The sequence below is a fragment of the Streptomyces sp. NPDC058051 genome (genome assembly GCF_042885475.1).
Lineage (GTDB): Bacteria > Actinomycetota > Actinomycetes > Streptomycetales > Streptomycetaceae > Streptomyces.
The window spans coordinates 282,055-298,519 of record NZ_JBHVRW010000002.1; the positions used below are offsets into that span (position 1 = coordinate 282,055).

Annotated in this window: 14 protein-coding genes and 2 tRNA genes; 9 read left to right on the forward strand and 7 right to left on the reverse strand. The window is 71.0% G+C overall.

Going from position 1 to position 16,465, the window contains the following annotated elements; translation table 11 throughout:
• Nucleotides 1-201: 201 nt before the first annotated feature.
• Nucleotides 202-357: a hypothetical protein gene (locus ACFVUT_RS04795; protein WP_389647190.1), complete on the forward strand. Its 156-nt coding sequence runs from the start codon at nt 202-204 to the stop codon at nt 355-357.
• Between the two features lie 4 nt (nt 358-361).
• Here ACFVUT_RS04795 and ACFVUT_RS04800 read toward each other — a convergent pair whose 3' ends face one another.
• Both ACFVUT_RS04800 and ACFVUT_RS04805 read right to left on the reverse strand, forming a co-directional pair.
• Nucleotides 362-946 (reverse strand): CGNR zinc finger domain-containing protein, encoded by a 585-nt coding sequence (locus ACFVUT_RS04800; protein WP_389647193.1) that lies wholly within the window; start codon nt 944-946, stop codon nt 362-364.
• A gap of 362 nt (nt 947-1,308) precedes the next feature.
• A complete protein-coding gene (locus ACFVUT_RS04805; protein WP_003959770.1) occupies nt 1,309-1,722 on the reverse strand; it encodes an SsgA family sporulation/cell division regulator in 414 nt (137 codons plus the stop codon).
• A 190-nt stretch (nt 1,723-1,912) separates the two neighbouring features.
• Here ACFVUT_RS04805 and ACFVUT_RS04810 point away from each other — a divergent pair, with 190 nt between their 5' ends.
• A complete protein-coding gene (locus tag ACFVUT_RS04810) occupies nt 1,913-2,398 on the forward strand; it encodes a TIGR02611 family protein (RefSeq protein ID WP_389647196.1) in 486 nt (161 codons plus the stop codon).
• A 55-nt stretch (nt 2,399-2,453) separates the two neighbouring features.
• A tRNA-Val gene (locus ACFVUT_RS04815) sits at nt 2,454-2,525 on the forward strand.
• Between the two features lie 288 nt (nt 2,526-2,813).
• On the opposite strand, the gene ACFVUT_RS04820 is transcribed toward ACFVUT_RS04815, so the two are convergent.
• On the reverse strand, nt 2,814-5,369 hold the full coding sequence (locus tag ACFVUT_RS04820; RefSeq protein WP_389647199.1) for an SCO7613 C-terminal domain-containing membrane protein: 2,556 nt from the start codon (nt 5,367-5,369) through the stop codon (nt 2,814-2,816).
• Nucleotides 5,370-5,452: 83 nt separating this feature from the next.
• Here ACFVUT_RS04820 and ACFVUT_RS04825 point away from each other — a divergent pair, with 83 nt between their 5' ends.
• Nucleotides 5,453-5,899, forward strand: coding sequence for an SRPBCC family protein (locus tag ACFVUT_RS04825; protein ID WP_389647202.1), 447 nt, complete (start codon nt 5,453-5,455; stop codon nt 5,897-5,899).
• A gap of 39 nt (nt 5,900-5,938) precedes the next feature.
• Nucleotides 5,939-6,010 (forward strand) — tRNA-Val (locus ACFVUT_RS04830).
• Nucleotides 6,011-6,088: 78 nt separating this feature from the next.
• On the opposite strand, the gene ACFVUT_RS04835 is transcribed toward ACFVUT_RS04830, so the two are convergent.
• Nucleotides 6,089-6,814 (reverse strand): 3'-5' exonuclease, encoded by a 726-nt coding sequence (locus ACFVUT_RS04835; protein ID WP_389647205.1) that lies wholly within the window; start codon nt 6,812-6,814, stop codon nt 6,089-6,091.
• Between the two features lie 210 nt (nt 6,815-7,024).
• On the opposite strand from ACFVUT_RS04835, the gene ACFVUT_RS04840 reads away from it, so the two are divergent.
• From ACFVUT_RS04840 to thrS, 3 genes are all read left to right on the forward strand, one after another.
• On the forward strand, nt 7,025-7,591 hold the full coding sequence (locus tag ACFVUT_RS04840; RefSeq protein ID WP_389647208.1) for a DUF4365 domain-containing protein: 567 nt from the start codon (nt 7,025-7,027) through the stop codon (nt 7,589-7,591).
• On the forward strand, nt 7,591-8,847 hold the full coding sequence (locus ACFVUT_RS04845; protein WP_389647211.1) for a hypothetical protein: 1,257 nt from the start codon (nt 7,591-7,593) through the stop codon (nt 8,845-8,847). The genes ACFVUT_RS04840 and ACFVUT_RS04845 overlap by 1 nt, the downstream gene beginning before the upstream one ends.
• A gap of 139 nt (nt 8,848-8,986) precedes the next feature.
• A complete protein-coding gene (gene thrS / locus ACFVUT_RS04850; protein WP_389647214.1) occupies nt 8,987-10,972 on the forward strand; it encodes a threonine--tRNA ligase in 1,986 nt (661 codons plus the stop codon).
• A 23-nt stretch (nt 10,973-10,995) separates the two neighbouring features.
• Here thrS and ACFVUT_RS04855 read toward each other — a convergent pair whose 3' ends face one another.
• Nucleotides 10,996-11,673, reverse strand: coding sequence for a potassium channel family protein (locus tag ACFVUT_RS04855; RefSeq protein ID WP_389647217.1), 678 nt, complete (start codon nt 11,671-11,673; stop codon nt 10,996-10,998).
• Nucleotides 11,674-11,739: 66 nt separating this feature from the next.
• Here ACFVUT_RS04855 and ACFVUT_RS04860 point away from each other — a divergent pair, with 66 nt between their 5' ends.
• The gene (locus tag ACFVUT_RS04860; protein WP_389647220.1) at nt 11,740-12,300 is read left to right on the forward strand and encodes an HIT family protein; all 561 of its coding nucleotides are present in this window, start codon (nt 11,740-11,742) and stop codon (nt 12,298-12,300) included.
• Between the two features lie 87 nt (nt 12,301-12,387).
• On the opposite strand, the gene ACFVUT_RS04865 is transcribed toward ACFVUT_RS04860, so the two are convergent.
• Nucleotides 12,388-14,058 carry a hypothetical protein gene (locus ACFVUT_RS04865; protein WP_389647718.1) on the reverse strand — a complete coding sequence of 557 codons (1,671 nt, stop codon included), beginning with the start codon at nt 14,056-14,058 and terminating at the stop codon, nt 12,388-12,390.
• Between the two features lie 158 nt (nt 14,059-14,216).
• The gene (locus ACFVUT_RS04870; protein WP_389647223.1) at nt 14,217-16,442 is read right to left on the reverse strand and encodes an elongation factor G-like protein EF-G2; all 2,226 of its coding nucleotides are present in this window, start codon (nt 16,440-16,442) and stop codon (nt 14,217-14,219) included.
• Nucleotides 16,443-16,465 lie beyond the last annotated feature (23 nt).

Consider the following 16,465-nt stretch of genomic DNA (forward strand, 5'->3'; position numbering starts at 1 on the left):
CTGCCCGAAGCGGTGTTGGGCAACCCCGGCGCTCACCATGTGTCGCACGCGCTGCGGGGCGTGCCCGTCGGCGCACCGAAAGCGTGACGGCCGATCGGACGCCGGAGCGAATCGTACGGGGCACCGGTAAGGGTGAACTCACCGTACAAAAACGCGTGTTGATCGCCAACGGGGCTCGGGCTGAGTCATGATCGTCCCGAGATGGTGGACACCTCCCGGGGCGATGCCCCCGCAAGCCCTGACGAAGAGCCGCGCGGCTGCCTCTTCGCGCTTTCCCAGCCCCCTTTGATGATCTTCCTCGCGGTGATCGGCAGTCTGCTGCTGATGGCCGCGGTGCATGATCTCTTCGTGCTGTGAACGGTCAGCCGGCCGCTTCCTTGCGGCGCGCCCGGTACGCGGCCACATGCAGACGATTGCCGCAGGTCCGGCTGGAGCAGTACCGGCGGGAGCGGTTGCGCGAGAGATCGACGAAGGCGCGTCGGCAGTCCGGCGCCTCGCAGCGTCGCAGTCGCTCCTGCTCACCCGCCACGACGATGAAGGCCAGGGCCATGCCGCAGTCGGCCGCGAGATGGTCGGCGAGCGAGGCGTCCGGTGCGAAATAGTGCACATGCCAGTCGTAGCCGTCGTGATTGCTCAGCTGCGGTGTGGTGCCCGCCGCGGCGACGAGGGTGTTGACGAGCGAGGCGGCGGTCTCCGCGTCGTCCGTCGCGAAGATCGCGGCGAAGCGTGTGCGTACGTCCTGCACGGCGCGCAGATCCTTCTCGTGGAGTGCGCCGACGCCGCTGATGCGATGGCGCCGCGCGAAGTCGTACAGCGCTTCGACGTCGGCGAGACCCTCGGCCCCGCCTTCCGGCTGCCCGCTCCCCGGGGGTCCGCTCTCCGGCGCGCTGTTCAGCAGGTCGATCACCGTGTCGAGGGCGATCCGGGTGTCGTGGGGGATCAGCACGCTTCGCTCCCTGGCCTCCGGTGGGCGGGTGCCCGCCGATGCCGGCTGACTCTACTGGCTCGGCACCGGCGCGCAGAGGGCCGCGAGCGGGCCGGGAAGACCCATGGAGGGTGCGCAGAGCTCTTGCCGACCGGCCGCGGGTGGCCTTGGCCGGGGAGTGGCCGCCCGGGGCGTGGGCGGGCGCTCCGGGGTGCGGGGGTGTCCCGGTGTGCGGGGTCGTGTCGGCGCGGTCACCGGAAGCGCGCGCCGACGCCGTCACCACGGTGGGTTCCGTGATGACGGCGTCGGTGTCAGCCTTATGAGGTTTTCCGCGCGGCGCCGCCTCCCCGAGTCGGACGGCGCCGTGCAGCTCTCGGCCTGGCTCAGCTCTCGGCCAGGATGTGTGAGAGCTCCGTATCGAGGTCGAAGTGACGATGCTCGGTCCCTGGCGGAACTGCGGCGTCGGTCCTTTTCAGGAACGACTCCAGAGCCCTCGCCGGGGCTTCGAGCAGGGCTTCGCCCTCTGGGGAGCTCAGCGCGATGCAGACGACGCCCTGACCGTGACTACGGGATGGCCAGACACGTACGTCGCCGGTGCCGGTGGGCCTATGAAGCCCCTCGGCGAGGAGGTCGCGGGCGAAAACCCACTCGACCGTCTCCTCCGCTCCGGTGTGGAAGGTGGCGTGCACGGCATAAGGATCGGCCGTGTCATACCGCAGGCCCGCAGGTACAGGCAGTGAGGACTCGCTCGACACAACGAGGCGCAGGTGCAGCTCGCAGCTGACCGTGGTGTTCATAAGCGCCAGGGCCTTTCGCTCAGTGTGCGCTCGGGGATTCGCACGTCGGCGAAATCGACATGCCACCTACGGTGGCGTTGTAAACCCCTCTGCCCTTTTTGTGTGTCTTCAGGTAGCTCGTACAGCGGTGTGTAACTTTGGGTTATGCGGCCATTCCGGTGACGAAGGCCGTTCCGGTAGGTTGGCCCCCATGAACGCGGAGGGTGACGAGCGGAGCGGAGGCGTCGTGCCGGCGCCATCGGTCTCCGCCACGGGGGATGTGCGTGTGACGGAAGAGGTCACGGAGGGTGTGGCGAAGGAGGACCGAGAGCTCGGCTCCCGGGCCCCCGGCTTCATCAAGGCGTCCAGAGCGCTGCACCTGAGCTGGCAGGTCGGCGTCTTCGTGGTCGGCCTCGCGGTGGTCGTGGCGGGCATCATCATGTTGCCGCTGCCCGGCCCCGGCTGGCTGGTGATCTTCGGCGGCATGGCGATCTGGGCGACCGAGTTCGTATGGGCGCAGCTGGTGCTGCGCTGGACGCGGCGGAAGGTCACCGAGGCCGCCCAGCGGGCGCTCGATCCCAAGGTCCGGCGGCGCAACATCATCCTCACCGTGATCGGTCTGGTGATCATCGCGGTGCTGGTGGGGATCTACGTCTGGAGGTTCGGCATCACCATGCCGTGGAAGATCCACGAGTGACCCGGGGATGGTCATGGGGCGCCCCTGACATGGGGTAATGTTTGGCCTGCGTCCGGGGCGATTAGCTCAGTGGGAGAGCGCTTCGTTCACACCGAAGAGGTCACTGGTTCGAACCCAGTATCGCCCACCCGGACAGAGGGCCCGTGAGACCGCAGAGTCTCACGGGCCCTCTGGCGTGTCCGGCACCCATGCGCTGCGCCGCCTTGGCGAACGGTTCGGTCCGCCGTGGCGGCGCGTGACGCCGGATGCCTCTTCGAGAAGAGGCATCCGGGCATCTTCCGGAAGAGGCAGCCGGACGACTGACGCCCGGGACGGGCCGCCGCGCCCCCGCGCGTCCGTCCGCCGCGCAAGCGGCCGTCCTCGGGGGCCTTCGCCGCCGCCCCGACGACGGCCGAGCCGGCACACCGGCGCATCGTCACCGCATGCGGCCCAGAACCCTCTTCAGCCGCCGGGCGTCGCGCAGCCGCTGCTCGTACGTCGCCCCGACCGCCAGCAGCAGCACCCCGGCCAGTGCGAGTGGCACCCAGCGCGGCAGGGCGCCGACGGCCTGGACCACGTACGGCGCGAGTTCGTGCAGGGCGTCCAGGGCCAGCACCGTGCCACCGAGCAGCAGCAGCGCCTGCAACCGCAGCCGTGCCCCCGACAGGGTGATCACCAGCGCCACCACGCCGAGCAGCAGCGGCCGCAGCCCGTGCGGATCGTTCCAGGCGGCGACGAGGCTCGGCACCAGTGTCGCCGCGAGGCCCGCCCCGTACGCCGTCCACGACGAGGCCTCCGGGTCACGGCGCCGGCGCAGCCAACCGACCACCAGAGCGGGCACCGTCACCGGCAGGGTGTACGCCTCCGGCGCCGACACCCCGGAAGCCGACAGCCGCAGCCAGGCCGCCAGAACGAACAACGCCGTCGCCAGATACCCCGCCGCCGGCCGCCGTTCGGCACGGAGGGCCGTACCGGCCGCGAGCACCCCGCACAGCGCCAGCACGGTCGCCAGGTACGGCCGGTCCGTCACCGCCATGCCCACCGCCACCACACCTGCCGCGGCCCCGGTCAGCTCGACGGGCAGAGCCGACGGGAGACCCCTCAGGCGAGCCCCGAGCAGTACCGTCACCGCGGGAACGACCAGCACGACGGGTGCCGCGCGGTGGGTGGCCAGGTCCAGCGAGGCCCCGACCGCGCGGGCGAGCACCGTCCCGCACACCACCGCGCCGCATGCCAGGACCGCCTGGGCGATCCGCGCCATCGGTACGGGCCCCGCCGCCCGACCGGACGGCAGCGGCGGCCCGGCCGGGACCGCGGTGCCGGCGAGCGACACCGCCGACAGGCCGAACGTCGCCAGCAGCACCGTGAACACCGCGTACGTGGCAGCCTCCGTCGCGAGCGACAGCACGCCCGTGCTCGCCGCGCCGATCAGGCCGCACAGCAGGGCCGCCGGCCCCACGGCGTCCGTCCCGCGCCGCAGACCCCGAACCGCCGTCGCGAACGCCGCGGCGACCAGCACCGACTGCACCGACACGGCCGCCGCGTACGACATCCCCAGCACCGCGGGCAGCACGGTGAGCCCCGCCCAGCCGAGCGCCACCGCACCCGCTCCCGCCGCGTCCCGCCACGCCGCACCGGGCGACAGCACCGGCCCGGCCGCCCGGACCAGCCGGGGCCACCACCGGTACGCCGCCGCCGACAGAGCGGCCACCGCCAGCAGTACCACCGGCGCCGCGGCCGCCCCGGTCCAGAGACCTCCCCCGCCCAGCGCGCCCCGGACACCACCGTCAGGTGTTCCCGACCACACCCGGCCCAGCTGCGGGACGGCACCCGTCAACGACAGACCGATCACCGGCGCCGCGGTCAGCACCGCGCCGACGGTCACCGCCGACGAAGCCCACACCAGCCCCCTCCTCACCGGGGGCGGCAGGGGAGCGCGGACCGCCGCCAACAGCGCCGCGCCGCACAGCAGATGGACCGGCGCCGACCAGTCCCAGGACGTCAAGGCGCGCAGCACGCCACCCACCGCGGCCACCGTGCACAGCCCGGCCACGACACCACCGGCCACCGCCTGACCCGACGGTGCCCGCCGCGCCCCGGACACCGCGACCGCCGCACCCGCGAGCAGCAGCGCCGCCGGTGTCATCGCGTCCGGCGCCCCACCGGCGGACACCGACAGCGCCAGGGCCAGCGCCAGTCCGAGCACCCCCGTCACCCAGCAACCGACACAGGCCGTCACGCGTACCCCAACGCCCTTGCCCCTCAGGGCGATCGCGCAGTCGAACGCCGATGTCGCCAGCAGTGCCCAGCCGAAGGCCGCGTCGTCCGCGCCCGCCGCCCACGCCCACAGCAGCAGCGGCACCTGCGCGCTCACCACGGCAAGGGGAAGCGGCAGCCGCAGCCGGTCGAGCAACAGGCCGTACGCGCCCCAGAGCACGGCGAGCACCGCGGCGGAGACCGCGGCGAATCCGAGGCCGTCGGTCCCCGGCATCGCCACCTGGTGCAGGGCGTACGCGTCCAGCACCATCAGCACCGTCGCCAGAGCGGCGAGCGACTCGGCCGTCGCGGGCAGCCCGCGACGCAGCAGCACGGCAGGAGCGGCGAGCGCCGCGACCGTCACCACACCGAGCACCGCCGAGCGCCCCGCGATGCCCAGGTGACCCCAGCTGATCAGGGTGAACGCGACCGCAGCGATCGTCAGCAGCAGACCGCCCAGGCCGAGCAGCACGTTCTGCGCACCGCGCGCCCCGACCGGCGCGCCCGCGGAGCCCGACGGAGCCGCGAACGGTGCCGGGGGCAGGGCGTGCGCCTGCGGTGCGGACGGAGCGGCGAACGGCGGAGCGGGAGGCGCGGCCAGGTGTGTGACCGGCGGCTTCAGTACGCTCAGCAACCAGGCGCGACGGACCAGCAACTGGGACCGGCGGGCGTCCAACCGGGCCAGCTCGCGATCGAGGAGCGCCAATTCCTCGGCGGGCGGCGGCACATGTTCCATGACCGGGAGTGTGGCCTGAGCCACAGGTCCGGTCATGGGCTCGGATACTCAGTTCCCCGCCTGAGTACGCGCAGACTGGGGTCATGGACTGGAGTCACTACCGATTTGTGAGTATCTGGGACCTGCCCGGGCCCCCCGACGCCGTGTACGAGATCCTCGGGCGCGCCGACGACTACCCGCGATGGTGGCCGCAGATCCGCGAGGTCACCTCGGTCGACGGCGCCACCGGAACCACCCGCATCCGTGCCTTCCTCCCGTACGACCTCGTCATGACCGTCCGCGAACGCCGCCGCGACCCGCGGGCCAGGGTCCTCGAAGCGGCCCTCGGTGGAGACCTGGTCGGTTGGGCCCGGTGGACGGTGACCGCGCACGGCGACGGCAGCCGCGCCACCTACGAGCAGGAGGTCAAGGTGCGCAGACGGCTGATGCGGCTCCTCGCGGTGCCCGGACGCCCCGTGTTCCGGGCCAACCACGCACTCATGATGCGTGCCGGACGGCGGGGCCTCGCGGCCCGGCTGGGAGGAGTTTGAACCGCACCCTCCGAGCCCTGTATGGTTCAACCCGTTCCCGGGCGATTAGCTCAGTGGGAGAGCGCTTCGTTCACACCGAAGAGGTCACTGGTTCGAACCCAGTATCGCCCACCGGGAGAGGCCGGTCCGTCAGCAGCATCGACGGACCGGCCTCTGCGTGTCCGGGAACCGGCTCCGGGAAGTGAGCGGTCACGCCGCAGCCGGAAGTTCCGGGCGCAGCGGCCACGCGGGATTCACCGCCTCCGGCGTGCCGTTCTTCACGAACCACGCCTGCAGGCCGCGCGCCTGCGCCGCATGCCACACGGCCTGCAGGGTGTGCAGCTCCGGTGGGGTCAGCCGCTCCAGACGGGACGAGAACCGCCGCCCCACCGCCCGTACGAGCTCCAGTGACGCCGCCGCGTCGTGTGCCGCGTCGTGTGCGCCGTCCAGCACCACCCCGTACAGCTCGCAGAGATCGGTGAGGGTGCGCCGGCCCTTGCGGTAACGGTCCAGATGCTTGTCGAGCACACGCGGATCCAGCACGCACAGCGGCGCGTTCTGGAGATAACCGGCGAGCGACGACGCGCGATGACGCTTCAGCTCCCGGTCCAGCAGCGTCAGATCGAACGGCGCGTTCATCACCACCAGCGGCCGGCCCGCCGCGCACTGCTCGGCCAGCGCCCGGGCTATCTCCTCCATCACCGGCGCGGGCCAACGGCCGTTGTGCTGAAGGTGATCGTCGGTCAGGCCGTGGATCTCGGTCGCCCCGGCGGGCACCGGCACCCCCGGATTCACCAGCCACCGGGTGACGCGCGCGCGCCCGCCCGCCGTGTCCTGGACGACGAGGGCGGCCGAAACGATCCGGTCCTCCTCGACGTCGACTCCCGTCGTCTCGGTGTCAAAGGCCGCCAGCGGCCCTTCGTACCAATGGCTCATCCCCGAACTCCTCGTGCCCGAACGGCAGATGGTGTGATTCCCCTGCCCGGTTCGGTGATACCCGCACCCTTTGACTGGTACGCCGTTTGCGGGCCGTCCTGTGCGGTGACAACAGAGGTGAGGGGAAGGGGAGTTGTCCGCCACCCCCGGGACCGGGGACACCCTCGCACCGAAGAACCGATCGGCACAGCCCGGAAGGCACACGCAGCCATGGCGCTCGCGCAGCCCGAACCGAGCGGGCTGCTGTCCCAGCGGGTCGCACCGCTGCGCGGCACACTCGCCACCACCGCCTGCATGGAGACGCTCCAGGTGGGCCACTTGCACGCTGTCGCGGCCGCGGCGGGGTGCTCCCTGTCACAGCCCTTCCCCGACAACGGCATCGACTGGCACGTCAGCCACGGTGCCCCCGGTCACGCCGTGGACGACGAAGTGACCATAAAGGTGCAGCTGAAGTGCACCTACCAGATACCGCCGCACCCACCGGGACCGACGTTCGCCTTCACGCTCGACAACGCGCACCTCGTGAAGCTCGCCCGTACGCCGGTGTCGGTGCACAAGATCCTGGTCGTGATGATCGTGCCGCGCAGCCAGGACGACTGGCTGCGCGCCGGACACGACCGGCTGGACCTGCGGCACTGCTGCTACTGGACCAACCTGGCCGGCCACGCGGTGACGGGCAGGCACCGGACCACCGTGCGGATCCCGACCTCGCGCATATTCGACGACCGGGCGCTCTGCGAGATCATGACCCGCGTAGGGGCGGGAGGGAGGCCCTGATGCACCGGCCGATGGACGAGTCCGCCAACGAAGCGATCCCGTCAGCCACACGCCCGCACCCCGGCGAGCCCGCCGGGCCGTGGCCCGTCCTGCCCGGGGACATACCCGACCCCCGCCGCGTCGACCCGGCGGTCCTCGGCACCCTGCTCGACCGGCACGGCTGGCGGCGGCGGGGCGGAGCGGCCGGGCGCTACAGCCGCTGGACCCCGCCCGGCCCGGCCGGCGCGGGGACGAGCCTGCTCGTCCCCGGCACGACCGCCTTCCCCGACAGCGAGGATCTCCTCGGCGAGGCGCTGACCGCGCTCGTCCGGAGCGCCGCACCCTCCGCCCGCGACATCCTGGTCGCCCTCGCCGTACCCAGCGACGAGATCCGCTGGCGACGCGAGGTCCCCGAACCGGTCGCGGGGACGGCGGGGGCCGCCGGCTGGACGGGTGCGGAGCGGCTGCACACCGCCGCTCGGCAGATCCTGCTCGCCGGAGCCCTCGCCGTGCGGGGGCGCACCGGGTACCACGGCGCACGCCACCGCCGCAGAGCCCTCGCCGCCCTCGAAGACATACTCGTCGGACCCGCGCCCGGCGGCCGGGCCCTCACGGCGTTCGTCCCCGTCGAACCGGGCCGTGCCGTCGCCGTGCGGCTCCACCACGCCCTGCACGCCACCCGTGAGGCAGTGGACTACCAGCGGGCCACCGGAGGCTTCGAAGCCTTCGACAGCGCGGTCGGGGCAGGAGTCAGCAGGGAGCTCACCGAAGCCCTCGTCGCACTGGTCCGGGGCTCGCAGGGGGCCGGGATAGCGCTGGAGTGGGCGCCCGCGGCCGGGATCCCCGAGGGCTGCCCGGCCCGCCCCGAGCCGGTGGAATTCTCCCCAGGCGACCTGCCCGCCCTCCGCGGGGCCGGTGCCCGCTATCTCCGGGACGAGCCCGCCGTGACGGTACGGATCACCGGCGCCGTCGTCCGGCTGCGCCGTTCGGCGCCGCGTGGTGCCGGGATCGTACGGCTGCGGGTGCTCGCGGGCGCGGAGGTGCCGCACGTACGGCTGGAACTGGACGAGGAGGCGTACCGGATCGCCGGCCACGCCCATCTCGTGGGGCTGCCGATCCGGGTCGAGGGACGGCTGGAGAGCCGTGGCGGCTTCCGGCGGCTGACCCGGACCTCGCAGGTGGTGCCCGTGCAGGTGGACGAGGCGGAGCGGGACCGGCTGATGAAGTCGCTCCAGGAGAACGTCGACTCCTTCGAGGAGGCGTGCACGGGCGAATAGCAGGGTCGGGGTGCTGCACGGGGCCCGGCGGACGGCTGGAACGAACCCTTTCGCGGAGGGGGCCGTCGGATCGGTACGATTCCTCTTGCGTACGCAACAGGAATGTGGGTACGCACCCCCCTTCAGTCAGGAGAGACCGGTGTCAGACGTCCGTGTGATCATCCAACGCGATTCCGAGCGGGAAGAGCGCGTGGTGACGACGGGCACTACGGCAGCCGAGCTCTTCCCCGGAGAGCGCACCGTCGTTGCCGCCCGGGTCGCCGGTGAGCTGAAGGACCTCGCGTACGTCGTCGCCGACGGCGAGGTCGTCGAGCCTGTCGAGATCTCCTCCGCGGACGGCCTGAACATCCTGCGGCACTCCACCGCGCACGTCATGGCGCAGGCCGTGCAGCAGCTCTTCCCCGAGGCCAAGCTGGGCATCGGCCCGCCGGTCAAGGACGGCTTCTACTACGACTTCGACGTCGAGAAGCCGTTCACCCCCGAGGACCTCAAGGCCATCGAGAAGAAGATGCAGGAGATCCAGAAGCGGGGACAGAGGTTCTCCCGCCGGGTCGTGACGGACGAGGCCGCCCGCGAGGAGCTGGCCGACGAGCCGTACAAGCTGGAGCTCATCGGCATCAAGGGCTCCGACTCCGTCGAGAACGCCGGCGACGGCGCGGACGTCGAGGTGGGCGGCGGCGAGCTGACCATCTACGACAACCTCGACCCGAAGACCGGCGACCTGTGCTGGAAGGACCTCTGCCGGGGCCCGCACCTGCCGACCACCCGGTTCATCCCGGCGTTCAAGCTGATGCGCAACGCCGCGGCGTACTGGCGCGGCAGCGAGAAGAACCCCATGCTCCAGCGGATCTACGGCACCGCGTGGCCCACCAAGGACGAGCTCAAGGCACACCTGGAGTTCCTGGAGGAGGCCGCCAAGCGCGATCACCGCAAGCTCGGCAACGAGCTCGACCTCTTCTCCTTCCCGGACGAGATCGGCCCCGGTCTCGCCGTCTTCCACCCCAAGGGCGGCATCATCCGCCGCGCCATGGAGGACTATTCGCGCCGGCGTCACGAGGAGGAGGGCTACGAATTCGTCTACTCCCCGCACGCCACCAAGGGCAAGCTCTTCGAGAAGTCCGGCCACCTGGACTGGTACGCCGAAGGCATGTACCCGCCCATGCAGCTCGACGACGGGGTGGACTACTACCTCAAGCCGATGAACTGCCCGATGCACAACCTGATCTTCGATGCGCGCGGACGTTCGTACCGTGAGCTGCCGCTGCGCCTCTTCGAGTTCGGCACGGTGTACCGGTACGAGAAGTCCGGCGTGGTGCACGGTCTCACCCGCTCGCGGGGCTTCACCCAGGACGACGCGCACATCTACTGCACCAGGGAGCAGATGGCGGAGGAGCTCGACCGGACGCTCACCTTCGTCCTGAACCTGCTCCGCGACTACGGTCTGACCGACTTCTACCTGGAGCTGTCCACCAAGGACCCGGAGAAGTTCGTCGGCTCCGACGAGGCGTGGGAAGAGGCCACCGAGACGCTGCGCGAGGTCGCCGAGAAGCAGGGGCTGCCGCTGGTCCCGGACCCGGGCGGCGCCGCGTTCTACGGCCCGAAGATCTCGGTGCAGTGCAAGGACGCCATCGGCCGTACCTGGCAGATGTCGACCGTGCAGCTCGACTTCAACCTGCCCGAGCGCTTCGACCTGGAGTACACCGGCCCCGACGGCACCAAGCAGCGCCCGGTCATGATCCACCGCGCCCTGTTCGGCTCCATCGAGCGCTTTTTCGCGGTGCTCCTGGAGCACTACGCGGGTGCGTTCCCGGTCTGGCTGGCCCCGGTCCAGGCACTCGGCATCCCGATCGGCGACGCGCACGTTCCGTACCTCCAGGAGTTCGCTGCCGAGGCCCGGAAGAAGGGCCTGCGGGTCGAGGTCGACGCCTCGTCCGACCGGATGCAGAAGAAGATCCGCAACGCCCAGAAGGCGAAGACGCCCTTCATGATCATCGCGGGCGACGAGGACATGGCCAACGGCGCCGTCTCCTTCCGCTACCGCGATGGATCGCAGGAGAACGGCGTCCCCGTCGCGGACGCCATCGCCAAGATCCAGAAGGCCGTCGAGGACCGCGTCCAGGTCTGACCGACCGAGCGGCCCCCGGAGAGCTACGTGCCCTCCGGGGGCCGTTTCTCGTCCTCCCGTCGGAACACCTGCAGCAGCCACGACGAGAACGAGCCCGTCACCGCCCCCAGCAGCGCCAGCCCGCAGGCCATCAGACCCGACGCCACGACCCGGCCACCCGCCGTGACCGGTACCGCGTCCCCGTACCCCACCGTCGTCAGCGTCGCGCACGCCCACCACACCGCGTCGCCGAAGGTACGGATCGAGGCACCCTGCGCCGTGTGCTCCTGGTCGTACACGGCGAGAGCGGCTGAGAAGCCCAGGAGCAGGGCGGTCGCGCCGGCATACGTGATCACGCGGGCGTGCAGACTCAGCCGGGGCGTCTCCCGGTGCCGCTGGACCGCGGTGTAGACGCGGATCAGGCGCAGCGGGCGCAGCAGAGGAAGCAGCAGGACCACCGTGTCCAGCCAGTGCACGCGGACGAAACGGTGGCCGAGGCCGCTGAGGCGGAGCCGCACGGCGTAGTCCGCGGCGAAGACCGACCAGGTGGCGGCGACCAGTCCGAGGGCGAGGTCGCGCCAGGGCTGCGCGTCGTGGGGCGCGAGGACGCGGATGGCATAGCCGGCCAGGAAGAGCAGCGAGGCACCGAACAGGGGGATCTCGGTGCGCTCCTCCCAGTGCCTGAACCTCGTCGCGGTCGGGTCCGTGGGCTGGTCGCTCATCGCCTCAGCATTGCCGTGCGCCGACGGGTGCGGCCCCGGCGACACGCCCGCCGGGAGTGAAGCAATATGCTGATCGTCATGACGAGTGAGCCCGAGCAGCAGATCGGAGTGGGGACGCCCGACGCGTTCCAGCGCCTGTGGACGCCCCACCGGATGGCGTACATCCAGGGTGAGAACAAGCCGACCGGTCCGGAGGCCGGCGACGGCTGTCCGTTCTGTGGCATCCCGTCGAAATCGGACGAGGACGGGCTGGTCGTGGCACGCGGCACGCACGTCTACGCCGTGCTGAACCTGTATCCGTACAACGGCGGGCATCTGATGGTCGTCCCGTACCGGCATGTCGCGGACTACACGGAGCTGGACGGTCCGGAGACCATGGAGCTGGCCGATTTCACCAAGCGGGCCATGGTGGCCCTGCGCGCCGCCTCGGGCGCGCACGGATTCAATATCGGCATGAACCAGGGAGCGGTGGCCGGCGCCGGAATCGCGGCCCATCTCCATCAGCACCTGGTGCCGCGCTGGGGCGGTGACACCAACTTCATGCCGGTGGTCGGGCACACCAAGGTGCTGCCGCAGCTTCTCGCCGACACGCGCACGATGCTGGCCGACGCCTGGCCGGTGGACTGACCCGGGCCGGTGCCCCTGGACCGACCCGGGCCGATGTCCCCGCGCCCTCCGCCCCGGCTGCTGTTCGCCGGGGCGGATTTCGCGTCTCTACGCGTCGTACAGGTCGGCGTTGCGCGGGCTCGGGTCCTGCACCGCCCCGCTGAGGATCATCGAGCGGTTGTCGAAGCGTTCGGTGTCGACGCCGTTCTCCTCCAGGACCCGCAGGGCGGCGCTGTGCACGGCACGCAGGACGGGGGTGGCGGCGCGCATCGCGTCGTCGGCCATGAAGCGGTGGCGCCACGGTTTCTCGGCCCAGGCGTGGCGCAGGCCGAAGGGCTCGGGCAGGGCGATCTTCCCGCCGAGGTAGTCGAGGAGCGGCGGGTACCAGGTGAAGGGGGCCCGCAGGGCGAGTCGGACGACTTCCTCGGGCTCGACCAGCGGGAGGGTGATGTCGCGGGTCTCCCAGAACCGGACGGTCTTGTTGACCGTCTTCGTCTTGGCCGCCGGCTTGCTGGTGAAGAGCGAATGGACCGGCCCGAGCGCATGCCCGGTGACCTCGATGCGCAGCGTTTCGTAGAGCACCGTGACCGTGATCATCATGGTGATGACCAACTGGCCGTCCCAGAGCGTGAACTGGACGCCCAGATAGTGCCGGTCGCCGCCGCCGAACTGCTGGTGGTTGCAGATCCGCTGTATCTCGTGCGGCTTGACCTGGAAGGTGGCGACGTCCTCGCCGTCGGGCCGGGAGACCGAGTCGGCGTTCTCGCCGACGGGGGAGACGATCCAGTGGGTGACCGACGGGGTGGGGAACCCTCCGGTGTTCAGAGGGCCGCGCTCCAGCACCTTGAGCTGGTCGTGGATGGCCCGTATCAGATCCCAGCTGCGGAACCGGTGGAACTCCTTGCCGGGTTCCTTGGAGACGAGCTCCTCGGCGAGCTGCCAGCTGCCCCAGCGGGTTCCCATGCCGAGGATGCCCTTGGGGCCCGCGTAGAAGACGGAATTGGACTGTTGCTCGGCGGAGAGCTTCTCCAGGCCCTGGCGCAGCGCTTCGCGGGAGGTCTCACTGGGGTTCTTGGGCACGGCCTCCGGGATCTTGGCGATGACTCCGCCGCCGGAGAGCAGCCCTTCCCAGCGGGCGCGCAGGTCCTTCGCCGAGGATTCGGCGATCCGCTTGGCGAGGTACCAGCCGATGACGGGCGCGACGATCATCGCCCGCACGTAGAGGGCGAGGAATCCGGTGAGCGGCAGCTTGACCAGGAAGAACAGGGCCACGATGCCGATGACCGGGAGAAGGGCGTTGCCCACGACCGCGAGACCCTTGTCCTTCGTCCTGCTGAGCGAGTCGCGCAGGCGGAAGGCGATGATCCAGAGGAGCATGCCGGGAAGGAAGAGGAAACCGAACAGGGCGGTGACCGCGGTCAGCTTGGTGTCGCGTGCCTTGCGCAGGCGGCTGGCGGACAGGCAGTGCTCGACGACGGTCTGCGGGTCTGTGCCGAAGGACTGGATGAGCGCCTTCCGGGCGCCGCCCAGCATGCGCTCCTGGACGGCGCGGGAGAACGCCTCACCGAAATTGGGCTTGAAGTAGTCGGACTTGAAGAATTTGGAACGGCCCGCTTTCACTTCGGACTTGTGCCACTCGCTGTTGGCATCAAGGATTTTCTCCACCGGACTGTCGCGGTACGCGGCGGAGGCGAGGGCGTTCGTCGCCACCGCCTGTGAGCCCGCACCCTGAAGCGGGATCTGCGCTCCAGGAGAGAAATCGAATCCGCTGTCGGCCACTGTCGCCCCCACTCGCCACCAAGCATCCGCTCCTGCGGCTGTTTCCCAACTGCCGTGCCCGGCACACCTTCTGAGCTGGGACCACAGAGTATCGTCCGGATCGATACGCTGCCCGCCCCTGTGGACAACGGCGGGCAGCAGCGTCGATTACGCGTCGTTCACGCGTCGTTCGGGTTGCTCTCCCGCTGTTCGCGGATGCGTTCGGCGAGTTGTGGGGGCATGGCTTCGTGCCGGGCGTACGCCCGGTCGAAGCGGCCGGCGCCATGGGACAGGGAGCGCAGGTCGATCGCGTACCGGCCGATTTCCAGCTCCGGGACCTCGGCCCGGACGAGGGTGCGGCCGGCACCGGACTGCTCGGTGCCGATCACCCTGCCGCGGCGCCCGGACAGATCGCTCATCACCGGTCCGACGTAGTCGTCGGGAACCAGGACCTGGATCTCGGCGACGGGTTCGAGGAGCTGGATACGGGTGTCCGCGGCGGCTTCCCGCAGGGCCAGTGCGCCCGCGGTCTGGAACGCGGCGTCGGAGGAGTCCACCGAGTGGGACTTACCGTCCCGCAGGGTGACGCGCACGTCGACGAGCGGATGTCCGGCCGCCACCCCCCTGGCGGCCTGGGCACGCACACCCTTCTCGACGGACGGGACGAACTGGCGCGGTACCGCTCCGCCGACCACCTTGTCGACGAACTCGATGCCCGAACCCGGTGGCAGCGGCTCCACGTCGATCTCGCAGATGGCGTACTGGCCGTGGCCGCCGGACTGTTTCACGTGCCGGCCGCGCCCGGACGACGGGGCGGCGAAGGTCTCGCGCAGCGACACCTTGTGCGGTACGGCGTCGACCTGGACGCCGTAGCGGCTGCGCAGCCGGTCGAGCGCCACGTCCTGGTGGGCCTCGCCGAGGCACCACAGGACCACCTGACGGGTGTCCTGGTTCTGTTCGAGACGCATGGTCGGATCCTCGGCGACCAGCCGGGAGAGCCCCTGGGAGAGCTTGTCCTCGTCCGCCTTGCTGTGTGCCTCGATCGCGAGCGGCAGCAGCGGGTCCGGTGCGGTCCAGGGATCCATCAGCAGCGGCCGGTCCGAGCCGGAGAGGGTGTCCCCGGTCTCGGTGCTGCCCAGTTTGGCGACGCAGGCCAGATCCCCGGCGATGCACGCGGTGAGGGGGCGCTGCTGTTTGCCGAAGGGGGAGGAGAGCGCGCCGACGCGTACCTCCGCCTCGTGGAAGGGGCGTGTCTCGTGGCAGGGGTCGGTGAGGCCGTGGCCGAAGACGTGGACGGTCTCGTCGGGGCGCAGGGTGCCGGAGAAGACGCGCACGAGCGAGACCCGGCCGACGTACGGGTCGGACGCCGTCTTGACGACCTCGGCGACGAGCGGACCCCGCGGATCGCAGGTCAGCACCGGCCGAGCCGCCCCGTGCAGCGGGGTGACCTCGGGAAGCGGGCGTTCCAGCGGCGTGGGGAACCCGCCGGTGATCAGGTCCAGGAGTTCGACGGTGCCGACGCCCCGGCGGGCGCCCTCGGCGGCGGGGGCCGCGGTGAGAACGGGGTGAAAGGTGCCTCGGGCGACCGCGCGCTCCAGATCGTCGATGAGTGTCTTGACATCGATCTCGGCTCCGCCGAGGTAGCGGTCCATCAGGGTCTCGTCCTCGCTCTCCGCGATGATCCCCTCGATGAGCCGGTCACGGGCCTCCTGGAGCGTGGCCCGCCGGTCCTGGGCGGGCGGCTTCTCCTCCCGCTCGCCCGAGGAGTAGTCGAAGATCCGCTGAGTGAGGAGTCCGGTGAGCCCGGTGAGCGGCGCGTGCCCGTCGGGGCCCTCGGGCCCGTACTCGGGCAGGTGGAGCGGGAGCACGGCGTCGGGGTCGTCGCCGCCGAAGATCTCGCCGCAGATCCGCGTCATCTCGTCGAAAGACGTGCGCGCCGTGTCGAGGTGCGTGACGACGATGGCGCGCGGCATGCCGACGGCCGCGCACTCGTCCCACACGGCGCGGGTGGCCCCTGCCACGGCGTCGGGCTCCTGGGCCGCGGACACGACGAACAGGGCCGCGTCCGCCGCCCGCAGACCGGCCCTGAGCTCTCCGACGAAATCGGCGTACCCGGGGGTGTCCAGCAGATTGATCTTGTACCCGCCCCATGCGACGGGGACGAGCGAGAGCTGTACGGAGCGTTGCTGACGGTGTTCGATCTCGTCGTAGTCGGAGACCGTGGCCCCGTCCTCGACCCGGCCGGCCCGGTTGACCGCCCCCGCGGTCAGGGCGAGGGCCTCGACGAGGGTGGTCTTGCCGGAGCCGCTGTGGCCGACCAGCACCACGTTCCGAACGGAAGAGGGCTGGTCGGCCGCCGCTGCCCTGCCGGCGGCCCCGGTGTGTGCGTGTGCCTTGTCGCCCATGATGCGTGCCTCCCAGATAGTGG